Source organism: Streptococcus suis (assembly GCF_902702775.1).
Lineage (GTDB): Bacteria > Bacillota > Bacilli > Lactobacillales > Streptococcaceae > Streptococcus > Streptococcus hashimotonensis.
The window spans coordinates 99768-117710 of record NZ_LR738724.1 but is presented as its reverse complement, the minus strand read 5'-3'; the positions used below and the strand labels follow the sequence as shown (position 1 = coordinate 117710).

At 44.6% G+C, this 17943-nt stretch carries 16 protein-coding genes; 3 read left to right on the top strand and 13 right to left on the bottom strand.

Features of this window, described 5'->3' with window-relative positions; translation table 11 throughout:
- Positions 1–34: 34 nt before the first annotated feature.
- From comGG to comGA, 7 genes are read right to left on the bottom strand one after another with little or no spacing between them, the layout of a single operon-like run.
- A complete protein-coding gene (gene comGG, locus GPW69_RS00775; protein WP_074391330.1) occupies positions 35–448 on the bottom strand; it encodes a competence type IV pilus minor pilin ComGG in 414 nt (137 codons plus the stop codon).
- Positions 426–860, bottom strand: coding sequence for a competence type IV pilus minor pilin ComGF (gene comGF / locus GPW69_RS00770; RefSeq protein ID WP_044762030.1), 435 nt, complete (start codon positions 858–860; stop codon positions 426–428). Before comGF ends, comGG begins: the two co-directional genes overlap by 23 nt.
- Complete coding sequence (gene comGE / locus GPW69_RS00765; protein WP_024401507.1) at positions 847–1140, bottom strand: competence type IV pilus minor pilin ComGE; 294 nt, start codon at positions 1138–1140, stop codon at positions 847–849. The genes comGF and comGE overlap by 14 nt, the downstream gene beginning before the upstream one ends.
- Positions 1112–1519, bottom strand: a complete 408-nt coding sequence (gene comGD, locus GPW69_RS00760) for a competence type IV pilus minor pilin ComGD (protein WP_074391329.1) — start codon at positions 1517–1519, stop codon at positions 1112–1114. The genes comGE and comGD overlap by 29 nt, the downstream gene beginning before the upstream one ends.
- Positions 1500–1781: a competence type IV pilus major pilin ComGC gene (gene comGC, locus GPW69_RS00755; RefSeq protein ID WP_074391328.1), complete on the bottom strand. Its 282-nt coding sequence runs from the start codon at positions 1779–1781 to the stop codon at positions 1500–1502. The genes comGD and comGC overlap by 20 nt, the downstream gene beginning before the upstream one ends.
- Before the next feature lies 1 nt (position 1782).
- Positions 1783–2820, bottom strand: coding sequence for a competence type IV pilus assembly protein ComGB (gene comGB, locus GPW69_RS00750; RefSeq protein ID WP_269472402.1), 1038 nt, complete (start codon positions 2818–2820; stop codon positions 1783–1785).
- The gene (gene comGA / locus GPW69_RS00745) at positions 2732–3682 is read right to left on the bottom strand and encodes a competence type IV pilus ATPase ComGA (RefSeq protein ID WP_074391327.1); all 951 of its coding nucleotides are present in this window, start codon (positions 3680–3682) and stop codon (positions 2732–2734) included. Before comGA ends, comGB begins: the two co-directional genes overlap by 89 nt.
- Positions 3683–3767: 85 nt before the next feature.
- Here comGA and GPW69_RS00740 point away from each other — a divergent pair, with 85 nt between their 5' ends.
- On the top strand, positions 3768–4718 hold the full coding sequence (locus tag GPW69_RS00740; protein WP_074391326.1) for a S66 family peptidase: 951 nt from the start codon (positions 3768–3770) through the stop codon (positions 4716–4718).
- A gap of 27 nt (positions 4719–4745) precedes the next feature.
- Here GPW69_RS00740 and GPW69_RS00735 read toward each other — a convergent pair whose 3' ends face one another.
- From GPW69_RS00735 to pbp1b, 4 genes are all read right to left on the bottom strand, one after another.
- Positions 4746–5120 (bottom strand): DUF1033 family protein, encoded by a 375-nt coding sequence (locus GPW69_RS00735; RefSeq protein ID WP_024385120.1) that lies wholly within the window; start codon positions 5118–5120, stop codon positions 4746–4748.
- 147 nt (positions 5121–5267) lie between these two features.
- Positions 5268–8915, bottom strand: a complete 3648-nt coding sequence (gene rpoC / locus GPW69_RS00730) for a DNA-directed RNA polymerase subunit beta' (RefSeq protein WP_024385119.1) — start codon at positions 8913–8915, stop codon at positions 5268–5270.
- 177 nt (positions 8916–9092) lie between these two features.
- Complete coding sequence (gene rpoB, locus GPW69_RS00725) at positions 9093–12665, bottom strand: DNA-directed RNA polymerase subunit beta (protein ID WP_002936570.1); 3573 nt, start codon at positions 12663–12665, stop codon at positions 9093–9095.
- Positions 12666–12913: 248 nt separating this feature from the next.
- Positions 12914–15337, bottom strand: a complete 2424-nt coding sequence (gene pbp1b, locus GPW69_RS00720; RefSeq protein WP_024401499.1) for a penicillin-binding protein PBP1B — start codon at positions 15335–15337, stop codon at positions 12914–12916.
- Between the two features lie 147 nt (positions 15338–15484).
- Between pbp1b and tyrS the strand changes: the two genes are divergently transcribed.
- Both tyrS and GPW69_RS00710 read left to right on the top strand, forming a co-directional pair.
- Positions 15485–16741 (top strand): tyrosine--tRNA ligase, encoded by a 1257-nt coding sequence (gene tyrS, locus GPW69_RS00715; protein WP_024401498.1) that lies wholly within the window; start codon positions 15485–15487, stop codon positions 16739–16741.
- 56 nt (positions 16742–16797) lie between these two features.
- Positions 16798–17175 carry an HIT family protein gene (locus GPW69_RS00710; protein ID WP_024401497.1) on the top strand — a complete coding sequence of 126 codons (378 nt, stop codon included), beginning with the start codon at positions 16798–16800 and terminating at the stop codon, positions 17173–17175.
- A gap of 27 nt (positions 17176–17202) precedes the next feature.
- Here GPW69_RS00710 and GPW69_RS00705 read toward each other — a convergent pair whose 3' ends face one another.
- Positions 17203–17412, bottom strand: a complete 210-nt coding sequence (locus GPW69_RS00705) for a heavy-metal-associated domain-containing protein (protein ID WP_024401496.1) — start codon at positions 17410–17412, stop codon at positions 17203–17205.
- Positions 17409–17855, bottom strand: coding sequence for a CopY/TcrY family copper transport repressor (locus GPW69_RS00700; RefSeq protein WP_024401495.1), 447 nt, complete (start codon positions 17853–17855; stop codon positions 17409–17411). Before GPW69_RS00700 ends, GPW69_RS00705 begins: the two co-directional genes overlap by 4 nt.
- Between the last annotated feature and the right edge of the window lie 88 nt (positions 17856–17943).

The following is a 17943-nucleotide window of genomic DNA, read 5'->3' as shown; positions in this document are numbered from 1 at the left end:
AAAATTCACCAACTTTGCACCAAAAAGAGAGCGACTAGCCACTCCCCTCGGGTACTATTTTAACCGGAAATTGATAGGTATACAGACCATCACTTGTTAACTCAACTGCAACCAATAGTTGGTCACCTTTAAGTTGATAACGAGCCTGTCCCTCTTGAAAGGAGACCCTTCCTCCATCCTCCTTCTGCTTAGAACCTGTGGTTAAATTTGCTTCCTTTTCATTCACTACCGCTCCTGTAACTATTTTTTCTACTTGGAGGTCCTGCTCGACTTTGTCCAAGACCATCTGAGCCATGATGTAGGCCGTCGCTTCTTGCCTTACCACCTGAACCAAGCGACTCTCAGCTTCTTGGCGGTGGAGATAAAACTGAAGCAAAAGACTAAAAACCGCCAGCATCAAAAGGGCATAGAGCAGGATGCCCGCCTTAACTTTTTTCTTTAAAAGCATAGATAAAGGTCCGCTCCTCTCCGTTTTTAAAACTAAAGTCGATGCGCACCAGCTGGTTTTCTTGGGAAATAGCTGCGCTGTCCACCTGATAGAGCATGGGCTGGTAGCCCTGTCCCCTGTCATTTGTTTTCCGAAAATCATCCGACCGTGACTTACCAAAGGCCAAAGCCTGACCACCCTTATCAACATAGACCTTGCCATTTTCAACCTTGACCAAGTCAGCCTGATCCCACTCCGACCGCAATTGACTAGAGAAGACCAACCATTCCTTTTGAACGGTCTGACCTTGATAATGCGCTTCTTGGACCAGCAGTTTTGACAAGCCTTCAAAGACCAGAAGACTACCTGAAAGAATGACTAAGGCTACCAAGCATTCCAAGAGAGTAAAAGCAGGAATTTTACTTTTTAACAACCGATAAAACCTCCTTTCCCTCGTGGAAAACAATGATCTTATCCGCTGTTCGTTGAACCTGAACTGTAACACCGTTTAAGGCTAAGTTATCTTGCTCGGTCTGAACAGCCATCTGTGCTAGATTGAGAACCTCCTGTTGTTCCAATTCCCAAGCCTGTCGCCTACGACCTGCATCCACAGCTGATAAAATCAAACTGCAAATGGTCACTAGGGTCGCAAGGGCAACCAGACTTTCTAGCAAAATATAAGCCTTATTCTTCTGTTTTCTTATAGCGACCACTCCCTATATATAATTGATACGTGACTGTCTTTCGACTAAGCCGAAAACGAATCTTGGCCAGAGAAGAATTTCCACCATTTTCTTCAAATGTGATGGTCTTCCCTTCCAATACTTCTACATTTCTGGGTACCTGTACAGCCTGATAACCATTGGTAACCTCCTGTCCACCGATAGCTAGACTCACTGTTTGGTGGGAACTAGCTGCCAGTTTCTGACTGTCTTTATAGATGCCCTCAAATTCCCAGAGAAAAATCTCTTCTTGAACAGACTGAAAGGCCGTTTGCACCGTTCCTGATAAAGAAACAGCTAAAAAACTGACAACAAACAAGGTCAGCAGACTTTCAAACAGGGTGAAGGCCTTATTTTTTCGCCGTAGCATACTGCTCCGCTTGTTTTGGCGTAATATAACCAGCCTTTTGCAAGTCCTCCACCGTTGCTTCCTTATCATATTCCAATTCATAGAGCTCCATCTGACTCTCCACTACTTTGACAACCGCAGCATCCCCCTTCTTCTGAATAGCATCCTTCTGCTTGCTCAAATTTGGCACAAAGAGGAGCAAGAGCAGGCTGATAATTCCCAAAACGACTAACATTTCCACCAGAGTGAACCCTTTTACCTTCATTTCAATTAATTTTTTCATTTTACAACTCCATATTTTGATAAATCGGCAGCAACATGGCTGCGTAGATGAGAACGACCATTAAGGCCACAAAGAGAAAGACCAGCGGTTGAATCAGCTGCATGGCTCTATTGACCCGAGAGAAAAAGTCCTCCCAGCACTCGGCTGCATAGACTGTCAACTCGCCACCCAACTTGGACTTGACCTGACCATACTCGACAATCAAACTCAGCTCCCGCTTAAAAAAGGCATAGGTCTTAATGTGTTCGTGAAAACTCTGACCATTGGAAAGCGACTGCTCCAGGTCCTGTCCAATCTCTCGAAAGAGCTGCGATTGCTGCTCCTGCATCAAACCCACAATCTGCGGCAGGTCCAAGCCTTGCCCAATCAAACTCCCCCACTCCCTGGCGTAATAGGCCGTCAGATAGGTTTGGATGAGTTTTCCGAAAAATGGCAGAGCTGCTAAGCAGGAAAAGACCCTGATTTTGTTGGTTTTGCGAAACCAAACAAGACCAGCCAAGACCGCCACCAAACTAAGTCCACAGAGGGATAAAAAGATGGTCGGCAAATGGTTAATTAGCATAGTCGCTGCATTGCCTTCCTCCAACTGGGGCAGAAGGTAATTTTTCAAACCCAGCATAATCAAGAGCAGAAAACCTAGTAAGATAATCGGATAGGTCGCCACCTCAATCAGTTTTTTACGAACCTTGCTGACATTTTTCAAATAGGACTGGATATGGCTCAAACTCAGGCTGGTATTGCCATGAACTTCTGCCAGTGCCACCTGCGTGACCACCGCATCTGAAAACCGCAAATCTGCCAGCAAACTTGAAAAGGGTTTGCCTGCTAACAGCCCGTCTGACAAGACCTGGGTATAGGGATCTGCCAGAAGCTGACTGCGTTTGAGGAAATCAACAATTTCCCCCAAATGAAAACCACTAGCAAAAAGATTATTGAAAAGCTCAATGACCTTACGCTGGCGATCCAAAGGCAATTTTTTCTGTTTCTGCCTGCCGAAGACTGATATGTCCTGCTGCAAAAAGGCGATCAATTTGCGCATTCCACTGGTCTGCGGAATGGTTTTGGTAATTTCCCTTTGCAAAATCTACTACACCTCCTCCCCCAATCAAACGTTGATAGGCAATGCCTTGAAGGGCATTATTTAACTCCTCAGGGCTGACACCTAGTTCTAACATACGGGCATAGACTCCTGAAATAGACCTTGCATGAACTGTTGAGAAAACGGTAGCTCCCGTCAGACTGGCTCGAATGACTGCTCGAGCGGTTTCCGCATCCCGAATCTCTCCGATGATGAGCAAGTCTGGTCGATGGCGGAGGGACAGTTTGATCAGATTGTCGTAGGTGGCTCCGATGGCTTCATTGAGCTGGAGTTGCAGCATGTCCTCCTGTTTGATTTCGACAGGATCCTCGATGGTCAAAATCTGCTTGTCTGGGAATTTCAGCCTGGCAAGATGGTACATAAGTGTGGTCTTACCAGAGCCGACTGGACCCGAAAAAAGGTAGAGCCCTCGTCCCTTGATTTCTTCTGCAAGTCGCTCGGCCGCCTCAAACCAGAACTTGAGTTCCTTGTCATTGTCATAGAGCAGGCGGATAACCAAACTTTCCTTACCACGATAATCACCGACAGTTGATAAGCGAAGTGAAATCTCTCCGCTACCATAATCATAGTCACAGGAACCCTGCTGGCTACGGCGTTTTTCACCAACATTTAAACCTGCTAAAAACTTGAAATGGCTGATAATGGCTGTCACTTCCTCTTCAGCCACGTCTTGCACAAACTCCCGTTCATCCATGATGCGATGATAGACTTGATAGCCCTGACCACGAGGAACCAGATAAATATCACTGACCCTATCTGCCACTGCCTCTTCAATCATCTTTCTTGCTTTTTCTTGAATCATACAACCTCCTTACCCTATCAATTCGTAAGGAAACTTGATTTTCCATACTTTTTTGTTAAAATAATAAAAAAGCTTGGAGGTTCCTATGAAAAAATTAAAAAAAGACGACCACATACGCGTAGTCAGTCCCTCTTCATCTATTGAAAGAATCGGTGGTTTTGAGGCCAATCTTACCGCCAAGGAAAAATTAGAAGACCTGGGCTTCAAACTCACTTTCTCAGAACATTATTTTGAAAACGATATTTTTGATTCGGCTCCGATTGCCAGTCGTGTTGCGGACTTGGAAGTAGCCTTTGCGGATGAGTCGGTCGATGCCATTCTGACAACCATTGGCGGTGTCAACTGCAACGAACTGCTGCCTTATCTGGATTTTGACCTAATCGCCCGCCATCCGAAAATTTTCTGCGGTTATTCGGATACGACCGCCCTGCTCAATGCCATTTACGCCAAGACAGGCATGCAAACCTACATGGGTCCAGCTTATTCAAGCTTTAAAATGGTGCAAGCCCAAGAGTATCAAACAGAAGCCTGGCTCAAGGCCGTGACACAAGATTCCTATGACCTGATTCCGAGTCCTGAATGGTCTAGCGACGCCTGGTACCTACCAGACGCCCCTCGCACCTTTTACCCAACAGAATGGAAAGTATATAATCCAGGCCAGGCCTCTGGTATTGCCATCGGCGGAAACATCTCAACCCTCAATCTACTGACTGGGACAGAGTTTGCTCCCAGACCAGACAAATATATTCTATTTTTAGAAGAGGCGGAAGACGACGATTATCTCATTATCGCTCGTCATTTGACAGCTCTTCTACAAGCCTATCCAAATCCCCAAGCCCTTGTCTTCGGTCGTTTTCCTAAGGAGACCAAGATGACCCAGGAGATTTTCTTGGCGATTTTGGACAAGCACCCTATTCTCAAAAAAGTTCCTGTTCTCTACGATTTGGACTTTGCCCATACCCAGCCTCTGTTTACCATTACCATCGGTGGTCAAGTGGAGCTCGACACCGAAGCCTTTTCTATCAGATTCAGCTAAAAAGGATTGCTCACTATGGCAATCCTTTTATGAATCATAGTTGACACATTTTCCTTGTCTTAGCTTGCAAGGGCGAACTCGCGGTTGTTGCACCGGTTTAGTAGCAAACCCTGCAGGTAAATTTTCTCTCGCTTCTACCAACATCAGCGAATGATACCGCTGCAAATATTCATCGCATTCCTCACACCAATGCTGGTCTGATTCATCCCAAAAAGCCACCATCGTTCCATTCTTACTTTTCTTCATTGGAAAATCCTCTGATAGCCGTACCCACTCTTTTTGAAAGGCATTCAGTGCATCCTCATAGCGATCAAAAGCTGCCCTACTGGTAACATCCTCTTCCCAACCATCTAAGAACCACCAGGGTTCAAAATCTCCATACATTTTAATAACTTGATACATAATATTACTTCCTTTTTCGTACACATTATATCGAAATTGTATGATTTAAGAAAACATTCTGCTTGTTAATTCCTTATCAAGTCATATATATGTTTCTTTCCGAATATCAAAAAGCACATCCCTCAAAGAGAGATGTGCCATCTTAATTTACTCAGTTACTGCAGCAAGTTCTGCTTCTGCTGCAAGTTCTTCAGCGACTGTGTCTTCAATGATTTCAACTTCATTGATGGCTTGTGGTTCTAGATTACGGTAGCGGGCCATACCTGTACCTGCTGGGATAATCTTACCGATAATAACATTCTCTTTAAGACCGAGAAGGTTATCGCGTTTACCACGAATGGCTGCATCTGTAAGAACGCGAGTTGTTTCTTGGAAGGATGCGGCAGACAAGAATGAGTTGGTTTCAAGGGACGCTTTTGTGATACCCATAAGAACTGGACGAGCTGTTGCCGGAATACCACCAGCGATAACCACTTCCGCATTGGCATCTGTAAAGTCGGTAATATCCATGAGGGTACCCATGAGAAGATCTGTATCTCCTGGATCCATGACACGAACTTTACGAAGCATTTGGCGAACCATTACCTCGATGTGCTTGTCGCCGATTTCTACACCCTGGCTACGGTAAACTTTTTGAACTTCAGAAAGAAGGTAAGTTTCAACCGCCAAGACATCACGGACTTCAAGCAAGCGTTTTGGTTGGATAGAACCTTCGGTAAGGGCTGCTCCACGCGCAACTTGGTCACCAACTTCAACCTTCATACGGGCTGTAAATGGAACCACATATTCGCCTTCGCCAGTTTTACCTTTAACAAAGACTTTCTTGGTACGAGTAGAAGCATCTTCTTCAATAGCGATAACTTCACCTTTAACCTCAGTGATAACCGCTTCCCCTTTCGGATTACGGGCTTCAAAGATCTCTTGGACACGAGGAAGACCCTGCGTAATATCGCTGTTTGAGGCTACACCACCCGTGTGGAAGGTACGCATCGTAAGCTGTGTACCAGGTTCACCGATAGATTGAGCTGCAATCGTACCGACTGCTTCACCCACTTCAACCGCATCACCTGTTGCCAAGTTGATACCGTAACAATGACGGCAGACACCGTGACGAGTGTTACATGTAAATACGCTACGGATGGTTACTTGTTCAACACCTGCATTGACAATTTCACGGGCAATATCTTCCGTAATCAATTGGTTTGGACCAATGATAACGGCACCTGTTTCAGGATGTTTAACAGTTTTCTTAGTGTAACGACCTTGCAAACGCTCTTCAAGTGGCTCAATCATTTCCTTGCCATCTGTGATAGAACGGATGTCAAGACCACGGTCTGTTCCACAGTCGTCTTCACGGATAATAACGTCTTGGGCAACGTCAACCAAACGACGAGTCAAGTAACCTGAGTCGGCTGTCTTCAAGGCCGTATCCGTCATACCCTTACGGGCACCGTGAGTTGAGAAGAACATTTCCAATACAGAAAGACCTTCTCGGAAGTTAGACAAGATAGGCAATTCCATGATACGTCCGTTAGGAGCTGACATCAGACCACGCATACCGGCCAACTGGGAGAAGTTGGAAATGTTACCACGGGCACCGGAGTCCATCATCATAACGATTGGGTTCTTCGGATCTTGTTTTTCAACCAGACGTTTTTCCAATTTTTCCTTAGCTGAACGCCATTCATCTGTAACAGCTGCATAACGCTCATCGTCAGTAATCATACCACGACGGAATTGTTTCTTGATTTGTTCTACACGTTCGTGAGATTCTTCAATGATTTCAGCCTTGTTGTCGATGACCGGAATATCAGCAATACCCACTGTCAAACCAGCGAGTGTTGAGTGATAATAACCCAAGTCTTTCAAACGGTCAAGCAGGGCTGATGTTTCAGTTGTACGGAAACGCTTGAAGATTTCAGCGATGATGTTTCCAAGATTTTTCTTCTTGAATGGTTGGTTGATTGGCAATTCTGCAATAGCAGCCTTGATATCTGATCCTGGTTCCAAGAAGTATTTATCAGGGGTTCCTTCTGTCAAGTTAGCATTGTTTGGCTCTTGCAAGTATGGAAGACCTTCTGGCATAATCGCGTTGAACAAGATTTTTCCGACAGTTGTCATCATGACCTTGTGTTTTTGGTTGTCTTTCCAAGGTTTATCAAGGCTATCTGTTGCGATACCAACACGAGTATGCAAGTGAACATAGCCATTGCGGTAAGCCATAACAGCCTCATCCGCATCCTTGAAGACCATACCTTCACCTTCACGACCAGCATCTTCCATGGTCAAGTAGTAGTTACCCAAAACCATATCCTGAGATGGTGTTACGACTGGTTTACCATCTTTAGGGTTAAGGATGTGTTCTGCCGCAAGCATAAGGATACGTGCTTCTGCTTGTGCTTCTTCTGACAATGGAACGTGAATCGCCATCTGGTCACCGTCAAAGTCGGCATTGTAGGCTTCACAGACAAGCGGGTGCAAACGAAGGGCTTTACCGTCGATCAGAACTGGCTCAAAAGCCTGGATACCCAAACGGTGAAGGGTAGGTGCGCGGTTCAAAAGAACTGGGTGTTCTTTGATCACTTCTTCCAAAATATCCCAGATACGATCATCTCCACGTTCAATCAAACGTTTTGCCGCTTTTACGTTGCCAGCAATATCACGGGCAACGATTTCGCGCATAACAAACGGTTTGAAGAGCTCGATTGCCATTTCACGTGGCACACCACATTGGTACATTTTTAGCGTTGGACCAACGGCGATAACGGAACGTCCTGAGAAGTCAACACGCTTACCAAGCAAGTTTTGACGGAAACGTCCTTGCTTACCTTTAAGCATGTGGCTGAGTGATTTAAGCGGACGGCTACCTGGTCCTGTGATTGGACGACCACGGCGACCGTTGTCAATCAAAGCATCCACAGCTTCTTGGAGCATACGTTTTTCGTTTTGTACGATAATTCCTGGAGCATTAAGTTCCAAGAGACGAGCCAAACGGTTGTTACGGTTGATAACACGGCGGTAGAGTTCGTTCAAGTCAGATGCGGCAAAACGGCCACCATCCAACTGAACCATCGGACGCAAATCTGGTGGAATAACTGGAAGGATGTTGAGAATCATCCACTCAGGCTTGTTACCAGATTTATAGAAGGCATCCAATACATCCAAGCGACGCACTGCTTTAATGCGTTTTTGACCAGAAGCTGTTTTCAATTCTTCTTTCAAAGCTGCGATTTCTTTTGGAAGATCGACTTGTTTCAAGAGGTCTTGAATGGCTTCTGCACCCATTTTAGCAACGAATGAACCATAACCATATTCACGCAAACGCTCACGGTACTCGCGCTCAGTCATGATTGACTTGTGCTCAAGCGGTGTATCTTTCGGATCGATCACCACGTAAGCTGCGAAGTAGATAACTTCTTCCAAGGCACGTGGGCTCATATCCAAGGTCAAGCCCATACGACTTGGAATCCCTTTGAAATACCAAATGTGTGAAATTGGTGCTTTCAACTCAATGTGTCCCATACGTTCACGACGTACTTTTGCACGAGTTACTTCAACACCACAGCGGTCACAAGTAATCCCTTTATAACGGATACGCTTGTATTTACCACATGAACACTCCCAGTCTTTTGTTGGACCAAAGATGACTTCATCAAAGAGTCCATCACGTTCTGGTTTAAGTGTCCGATAGTTGATTGTTTCAGGTTTTTTAACCTCACCGTAAGACCATGAACGAACCTTACTTGGTGAAGCTAACGTGATTTGCATACTTTTAAATCGATTTACGTCAACCACTAATAATCCCTTTCTTTTCTTGTGAGAGGCTGGATTCCCAGACCTCAAATTCTTGAACAATAATCAGCAGAATGGATAGCTGGTAAGCTATTCCTCTATAAATCAGACGGTGGAAGATCGTTGGTCCTTATCTCTTTCAGTTCTGAGATTTGGACCAACTTGTTCCATCCATTCTCATTATTCTTTGCCTTCTGCTTCTTCTGCTGCAAAGGCTGCGGCTGCATCAGCTGCGGCTTTTGCACGTGCTTTTTCAAGATCATCTACGTGGATGATGTCATCATCTTCACCTTCATCAAGGTCACGCAATTCTACTTCATTGTTGTCTTCATCAAGGACACGCATATCCAAACCAAGTGATTGCAATTCTTTGACAAGAACGCGGAATGATTCTGGAACACCTGGTTTTGGAATTGGTTTACCTTTGGTGATGGCTTCATAGGCTTTAAGACGGCCTGTCACATCATCTGACTTGTAGGTCAAGATTTCTTGAAGGACGTTAGAAGCACCGTAGGCTTCAAGGGCCCAAACCTCCATCTCACCGAAACGCTGACCACCAAACTGAGCCTTACCTCCGAGTGGCTGTTGGGTAACGAGTGAGTATGGTCCGACTGAGCGGGCGTGAAGTTTGTCATCAACCATGTGGTGAAGCTTGATCATGTACATGACACCGACAGATACACGGTTGTCAAATGGCTCACCTGTACGTCCATCGTAAAGAATGGTTTTGGCATCTGAATCCATACCTGCTTCTTTAACAGTTGACCAGAGGTCTTCTGAACTTGCACCATCGAAAACTGGTGTTGCGATATGAATGCCCAAGTTGCGAGCCGCCATACCCAAGTGAAGTTCCATAACCTGACCGATGTTCATACGTGATGGCACCCCGAGTGGGTTCAACATGATGTCAACTGGTGTTCCGTCTGGAAGGTATGGCATATCCTCAACAGGTACAATACGTGAAACGACACCCTTGTTACCGTGACGACCGGCCATCTTATCTCCGACCTTGATCTTACGTTTTTGAGCGATGTAAACACGAACCAACATGTTAACACCTGATTGCAATTCATCACCGTTGGCACGAGTAAAGATTTTCACATCACGAACGACACCATCGGCACCGTGAGGTACACGAAGAGATGTATCACGTACTTCACGTGACTTGTCACCGAAGATAGCGTGCAAGAGGCGCTCTTCAGCAGAAAGATCTTTTTCACCTTTTGGTGTGACTTTACCAACAAGAATATCGCCCTCTTTAACTTCCGCACCGATACGGATAATACCCATTTCATCCAAGTTGCGAAGAGCATCTTCACCAACGTTTGGAATTTCGCGAGTGATTTCTTCAGGGCCTAACTTGGTATCGCGTGTTTCTGATTCGTATTCTTCCAAGTGAACAGATGTATACACATCGTCTTTCACAAGGCGTTCAGACATGATAACCGCATCCTCGAAGTTGTAACCTTCCCACGTCATGTAGGCAACGATAGGGTTTTGACCAAGAGCCATTTCCCCATTTTCCATAGAAGGTCCATCTGCGATGAAGTCGCCTTTTTCTACGATGTCGCCCAATTTTACAAGGGTACGTTGGTTGTAGGCAGTACCAGAGTTTGAACGACGGAATTTAGAAATGTGGTAGACATCAAGCGATCCATCTTCACGACGCACTTCTACCTTGTCCGCATCTGCGTAAACAACCTTACCATCGTGTTGAGCGATGATTGCTGCACCTGAGTCATGGGCAGCCTGGTATTCCATACCAGTACCAACGTAAGGCGCTTTTGGATCAATCAATGGAACAGCCTGACGTTGCATGTTGGCACCCATGAGGGCACGGTTGGAGTCATCGTTTTCCAAGAAAGGAATACATGCTGTCGCAACGGCAACTACCTGCTTAGGAGAAACGTCCATGAAGTCTGCTGAATCTGCTGGGAACTCTTGGTTGTTACCTTGGTGACGTCCCATTACAATCTTATCAACGAAACGGTTGTTTTCATCAAGTGGTGATGTTGATTGTGCTACGATGTAGGCATCTTCTTCATCCGCTGTCAACCAAACGATTTCGTTTGTAACTGTACCAGTTGCACGGTCAATCTTGCGGTATGGTGTTTGGATGAAGCCATACTTGTTGAGATGACCATAAGAAGACAAGTTGTTAATCAAACCGATGTTTGGTCCCTCAGGCGTTTCAATCGGACACATACGACCATAGTGAGTGTAGTGAACGTCTCGAACCTCATAACCAGCACGGTCACGAGTCAAACCACCAGGTCCCAAGGCTGACAAACGGCGTTTGTGAGACAACTCAGAAAGTGGGTTGTGTTGGTCCATGAACTGTGACAACTGAGATGAACCAAAGAATTCTTTGATTGCGGCTGTAACAGGGCGGATATTGATGATTTGTTGTGGCGTCAATACTTCATTGTCTTGAACAGACATACGCTCACGCAAGTTACGTTCCATACGAGTCAAACCGATACGTACTTGGTTAGCAAGCAATTCACCAACGGCACGAATTCGACGGTTACCCAAGTGGTCAATATCATCTACACGACCAAGACCTTCAGCCAAATTGAGGAAGTAGCTCATCTCTGCCAAGATGTCCGCAGGTGTTACTGTACGTACGTTTTCCGCCGGATTCGCATTACCAATCACCGTCACAACACGTTCTGGATCCTTAGGAGCTACAATCTTGAATTTCTGCAAAAGAACTGGCTCAAGAAGAACAGCATTGTCATTTGGAATATACTCTACCAAGTTGAGCTCATCAAATTGTGCTTCCACTTTTTCAAGCACATCACGACTCAATACAGTACCAGCTTCCAAGACGATTTCGCCTGTCTCACCGTTAATCACATGCTCAGCAAGTGTTTGGTTGAGCAAACGAGTACGGAGGTTGAGTTTTTTATTGATTTTATAACGACCAACAGGTGCCAAATCGTAACGACGTGGGTCAAAGAAACGAGCTGTCAAAAGACTACGAGAGCTTTCAGCTGTCTTTGGTTCACCTGGACGAAGGCGCTCATAGATTTCCTTAAGCGCTTCATCCGTACGAGAATCTGCTGGGTTTTTATGAATATCTTTTTCAATGGTATTGCGAACCAATTCGCTATCACCGAAGATGTCAAAGATTTCATCATCGCCTGAGAAACCAAGCGCACGAACAAGCGTTGTGAATGGAATCTTACGCGTACGGTCAATACGAGTGTAGGCAATGTCTTTTGAGTCTGTTTCCAATTCCAACCAAGCTCCACGGTTAGGGATAACCGTTGAACCATAACCTACTTTACCATTCTTATCTACTTTATCATTGAAGTAGACACCTGGTGAACGAACCAACTGAGAAACGATGATACGCTCTGCACCGTTGATGATGAAGGTACCCATTTCAGTCATGATTGGAAACTCACCGAAGAAGACTTCTTGCGTCTTGATCTCGCCAGTTTCTTTATTCACCAGACGGAAAGTTACATAAATTGGAGCTGAGTAGTTCGCATCATGCGCACGCGCCTCTTCCAATGTATATTTAGGTTCTTTCAATTCATAACCAACGAATTCCAATTCCATGGTATCCGTAAAGTTTGAAACTGGAAGTACATCTTCAAAGACTTCTTTCAAACCATAATCTAAAAAGTCTTGGAAAGAGTCCGTTTGGATTTCAATCAAATTTGGTAAATCAAGAACTTCCTTGATTCTTGAAAAACTACGACGGGTACGGTGCTTACCGTACTGAACTTCATGTCCTGCCAAGTTAATTCTCCTCTATTTTTCTATTGATTTTTCTGCAAAATCAAACACATTTGCCTTTTGTTAGAATTTTTAGAATCTTTAAGAATAGGTAACAATTCTCAAAAAAATTCCTCATAGACACAAAAAGAGCAGCTAAATCTTCCTTTGAAAAAGTTTGATTTAACTGCTGCAAGCCTTGTTTGGACAATATTTCAAACAAGACACACGACAAATAATTTACACTATTATAGCACAAGTACTAGGAAAAATCAAGGTGAATCATTATTCGCTTGCTCACTAGTTGCTGTTTGCGTTTCTGATGACTGGTTCGTGTTATTAGCTGAAGAACTCGTGCTAGTCCGAGTTGAACTGCTTCGTTGGGTTGAGCTACTTGATGTTGGTGTTTGCGAGCCGATAATTGTATTCCAAGCCTGTGCTCGGTCACTATCTGTCCCCCCAACCATGAAGTTATAACTCGTTACTGGTGCACCATTTTTAGCCCAATAACTAGTTGTCATCGCACCGCCAACTGTTACTTGGCGCCCATTTACCTGTGTCGTCCCTGCACGTTGACCTGTAGAAGCAACGACGCTAGAAGCAATAACACTACTGTCTAATTCAAATTTTCCTGCGAACATATCCGCATTAACATTGTAAAGTGCATCAACCATATGGGCCACATATTGTGAATTATTGTGGTAGCCAGTCCAGACATACATTTCTGAGTTATCATCATTCCCAGCCCAGGTACCTAAAGTTACTCTAGGGGTTGATAGCATGAGCCACACGTCATTGACTTCATTACTTGTTCCCGTCTTACCGACGAAATCAGACGATGCTGCCTGTGGGTTTAAACCACTCAATCGACTCTTGAACGTCGTAGTATACCCAGAGTTGACAACCTGTCTCAAAAGCTGGTTCATAATACTTGCAGTTGCTTTAGAATAGACCTGAACCGGAGCAGCTTCATGCTGATACACTACTGTTCCATCAGAGGCAGTAATGCTTTCAACAATGTAATGTTTGTTATAAACACCACCATTTGCCAAAGTTTGATAGGCATTTGTATTTGTCAATACTGAAATTTCAACACCACCGCCCAACGGTACACTTTCAATATCGTACATAGGAATATGATAATTCATTTTATCCATGTACGCTTTGGCATCTACACCTGCATTTCTCATCATCTTATAGGTCCAAAAAGCAGGAATGTTAACAGAACGGTCAATAGCCGTCTGTAAGTTCATCATGCCAGTACCACGTCCTGAACCATACATAATCGGTTGTCCACTTGAAAAGTTCGTTGGATAATCTGAAAGGATGCTGGCAGAACCTATCAAACCTTGATCAATCGCAATACCGTAAGCTAACAGAGGCTTGATGGTTGACGCTGGCGAACGAAGAGTATCAAAGGCATGGTTATTTTGGTTGGTTGCATAATCGCGACCACCCACAAATCCTAAAATGGCTCCCGTGGCATTATCAATTAACACACTACCTGTCTCGACATATTCGTTTCCATCATCCAAAACAGATCCATAGTTTGCCACAACAGACTGCATCGCCGCATAGATTCCTTGATCAACGGTACTCTTAATCGTATAGCCGCCCTGACTCAATTCTTGCTTAGCCAATTCTTCATATGAAGCCTTAGTTTCATCGTTTTTCAAGTCATTTTCAGAAACCTTATCGCGTTTTACAAGATAATCAAACATAACCTCTTGCGCTTCTTCCATGACCTCGTAGTAGAGATAATCTTTCGTATCCGCCATTACAGGAGCTGGAGCAATAAAATCTTGTTTAATATCGTAAGCTTTGTAGGTTTCGTATTCTTCCTTGGTCAAGAATGACGCCCGATACATATTAAAGAGAACATCTTGATAGCGTTCAATACCGTAAACCATATCTTCATCTGATTTACGTGTTCCATCTGATGCATAGGGAGAATAAACAATCGGACTTTGCGGTAAGCCTGCAATAAAAGCAGCCTGCGGAACAGTCAAGTCTTTCGCTGGTTTACCAAAAATTCCCTGAGCCGCAGCTTCTACCCCTGCAATATTTCGTCCCTGATTATTTCGACCAAATGGAGAAACATTTAGGTAAATGGTTAAAATCTCTTCCTTGGTCATATTCCGCTCTAATGCCAAAGCCGAAACAATCTCATTAGCCTTACGCGTAAAGGTTGGAGCATCTCCGACAAGTTGCTGTTTTATCAATTGCTGCGTCAAGGTTGAACCACCGCTAGATGAACCTAGACCAACTGATCCCAGTGCCGCACGCAAAACAGCCTTAGGCACAACCCCATTGTGGGTTTCAAATGTTTCATCCTCTGTCGCAATTACAGCCTGTTTTAGATAATTAGAGACCTCTTCCGAAGTAATGGGTACACGAAGCAAATCTGAATTAACTTCCGACACCAAGCTACCATCCGAATAGGTAACGGTGGAAATCCGACTAACTTCTGAAACCTTCGCTACCAGTTCCTCTGTTTTGGGAATCTTAACGTCATCGAAAAGACTAACCACGAAACCAATTCCTATACCCGCACCAAAAAGACCGAATAGGAAGACCAAGACTGCTACTGAATTGAATAATAATTTCAGCGTCCGAAGGAAAACTCCCACTACATCCCCTAAGCCTAGGGCACTGATTTTCTTTTTAAAATCTTGCTTATCTGATTTAGTCGCCATATTAACTCCTTATCGTTCCATTATACCAAATTTTGTTTATTTTCCGCAATTTCGTGGTATAATAGGAGAGAATTTTTTAATGGTGAGATGCGGTTTTAGCTTGTAAAAAAACTCAAAAACCAAAGCATCTAATTGAAGGAGAAACGCATGAACATTTTTGAAGAACTAAAAGCACGTGGCTTGGTCTTTCAAACGACTGATGAAGAAGCCCTAGTAAAAGCATTAACAGAAGGGCAAGTATCCTATTATTCTGGCTATGACCCAACTGCCGACAGCCTGCATTTGGGGCATTTGGTACCAATCCTCGTCTGCCGTCACTTGCAATTAGCAGGGCACAAACCTTACGCTCTAGTTGGTGGAGCTACTGGTCTGATTGGCGACCCTTCCTTCAAGGATGCGGAGCGGAGTTTGCAGACCAAAGACACCGTGGACGGTTGGGTTGATAAAATCCAAGGTCAACTCTCTCGCTTCTTGGATTTTGAAAATGGTGACAACAAGGCTGAAATGGTCAACAACTACGACTGGTTCTCAGACATCAGCTTTATCGACTTCCTCCGTGATGTTGGTAAATACTACACAGTCAACTACATGATGAGCAAGGACTCTGTGAAAAAACGGATTGAAACAGGGATTTCCTACACCGAGTTTGCTTACCAAATCATGCAGGGGTATGACTTCTACGAGCTCAATGACAAGCATAATGTAACCCTCCAAATCGGTGGTTCTGACCAGTGGGGCAACATGACAGCAGGTACTGAATTGCTTCGCCGTAAGGCCGACAAGTCTGGCCACGTCATGACTGTTCCCCTCATCACCGACTCAACAGGTAAGAAGTTTGGTAAGTCGGAAGGTAACGCTGTTTGGCTCGATGCCGACAAGACTTCTCCGTATGAAATGTACCAATTCTGGCTCAATGTCATGGACGACGATGCCGTTCGTTTCTTGAAAATCTTTACCTTCTTGTCACTGGATGAGATTGCTGAAATCGGGAAACAATTTGACGCAGCCCGTCATGAACGTCTGGCTCAGAAGATCTTGGCTAAGGAAGTCGTGACATTGGTCCACGGTGAAGAAGCCTATAACCAAGCCCTTAACATCACCGAGCAATTGTTCGCTGGCAATATCAAAAACCTATCCGCAAAAGAGCTCAAGCAGGGTCTCAGCAACGTTCCAAACTACGCTGTACAGGCTGAAGACAACCTTAACATCGTTGAACTCTTGGTTACCTCTGGTATTGTCAACTCAAAACGCCAAGCTCGTGAAGACGTAGCAAATGGTGCGATTTATGTCAATGGTGAGCGTGTGCAAGACTTGGACTACACTCTTTCTGACAGCGACAAAATCGACGGCGAGTTGACCGTTATCCGTCGTGGTAAGAAGAAATATTCTGTTTTGACTTATTAATGTTTTTCAAGGAAATCCTATGTGATTTCCTTTTCTGCTAACCTAGGAGAAAAGACATGACCTGCATTTTTTGTCACCAACTCAATGATAATGACATTCTCTACCAGACGGAGCATTTCAAGGTCGTCTGGGATATTGACCCTATTCAAACAGGACATCTGCTGATTATCAGCAAGGAACACTATGACACGCTCCACCAAGTCCCTCCTGCTGTTCGCTATGAGCTATCAGACTTGGAAGTCTTGTTGACTGAAAAACTCTGTCAAATATTGGCAATTGACGGCGTGACCATAGCCTGCAACGATCGCTTGTTTGATGCTGGCACCCATTTCCATGTCCACCTGATTCCACGCTTTCAATCAGACGGCTTCTGGGACCAAATTTCACTTGCACAAGTGCAACTGGATCTGACTCACTTTCTCAAAGCATTATAAAAAGCAGCTTGACGGCTGCTTTTTCACTTATATCAATTCTTCTACTTCATAGATAGTGTCTTCCAGCACCTCTTGGTATCGCTCCAAGTCATAGGCCACAGAGGTTTCCACCTCCGCCAACTGCTCTTCCAGCTGGATGTTCACATCTTCCACCCCATCCAAGTCCAAGAGGTGATTGGTCACGTGTTTGACACAGTTCTGACACGATAAGTTTTTCAATTTCAAAGTTTGCTTCATCTTCTTTCTCCTTTTGTATGATGCCCACAGGTACATTGCCCCACCAAACACCGACAAGCGATTCGCTCAGGTGCAGTCTTTTGTAGCTGAGAGATTTTGCTGGCCAGATTTTCTAGGCTTTTTTGGGAAAATGTCCCTGTGTCTAGCAGTTTTTCAACCAGTTGCCCCTGTTTTGTGGAACATATGGCAGCTAGTAAGAGCTCCACCTGCCCCTGCAAATGTTCCTCTTCACTGATCAGCGGGTAGTAGTGGTACTTGCTAGTTTCCTTAGCCATTCTCAAATAGTTTTTCTTCCGCAGCCGCCCTAAAAGTGTCTTAATGGTCGTCGCCTGCCAATCAAAGCCTTCCTGCAAGGCCTGAATAATTTCCTGAGAAGTCGCACCAGGCTGGGCCCACAAGACCCGCATGACCTGCCACTCCGCAGCAGAAATTGTCTGCTCCACAAACTCACCTCCCAACAATCATTTTCTAACTTTAGTTTACATTTGTAGTCAAAAATTGTCAAGAAGAAAGACTGAACATCTTGCCCAG

Excerpts from the sequence above, each read along its gene's own strand:
- comGG (WP_074391330.1), bottom strand. The coding sequence starts at position 448 with ATGCTTTTAAAGAAAAAAGTTAAGGCGGGCATCCTGCTCTATGCCCTT.
- comGD (WP_074391329.1), bottom strand. The coding sequence starts at position 1,519 with ATGCTACGGCGAAAAAATAAGGCCTTCACCCTGTTTGAAAGTCTGCTG.
- comGC (WP_074391328.1), bottom strand. The coding sequence starts at position 1,781 with ATGAAAAAATTAATTGAAATGAAGGTAAAAGGGTTCACTCTGGTGGAA.
- comGB (WP_269472402.1), bottom strand. The coding sequence starts at position 2,820 with ATGCGCAAATTGATCGCCTTTTTGCAGCAGGACATATCAGTCTTCGGC.
- comGA (WP_074391327.1), bottom strand. The coding sequence starts at position 3,682 with ATGATTCAAGAAAAAGCAAGAAAGATGATTGAAGAGGCAGTGGCAGAT.
- GPW69_RS00740 (WP_074391326.1), top strand. The coding sequence starts at position 3,768 with ATGAAAAAATTAAAAAAAGACGACCACATACGCGTAGTCAGTCCCTCT.
- GPW69_RS00735 (WP_024385120.1), bottom strand. The coding sequence starts at position 5,120 with ATGTATCAAGTTATTAAAATGTATGGAGATTTTGAACCCTGGTGGTTC.
- pbp1b (WP_024401499.1), bottom strand. The coding sequence starts at position 15,337 with ATGGCGACTAAATCAGATAAGCAAGATTTTAAAAAGAAAATCAGTGCC.
- tyrS (WP_024401498.1), top strand. The coding sequence starts at position 15,485 with ATGAACATTTTTGAAGAACTAAAAGCACGTGGCTTGGTCTTTCAAACG.
- GPW69_RS00710 (WP_024401497.1), top strand. The coding sequence starts at position 16,798 with ATGACCTGCATTTTTTGTCACCAACTCAATGATAATGACATTCTCTAC.
- GPW69_RS00705 (WP_024401496.1), bottom strand. The coding sequence starts at position 17,412 with ATGAAGCAAACTTTGAAATTGAAAAACTTATCGTGTCAGAACTGTGTC.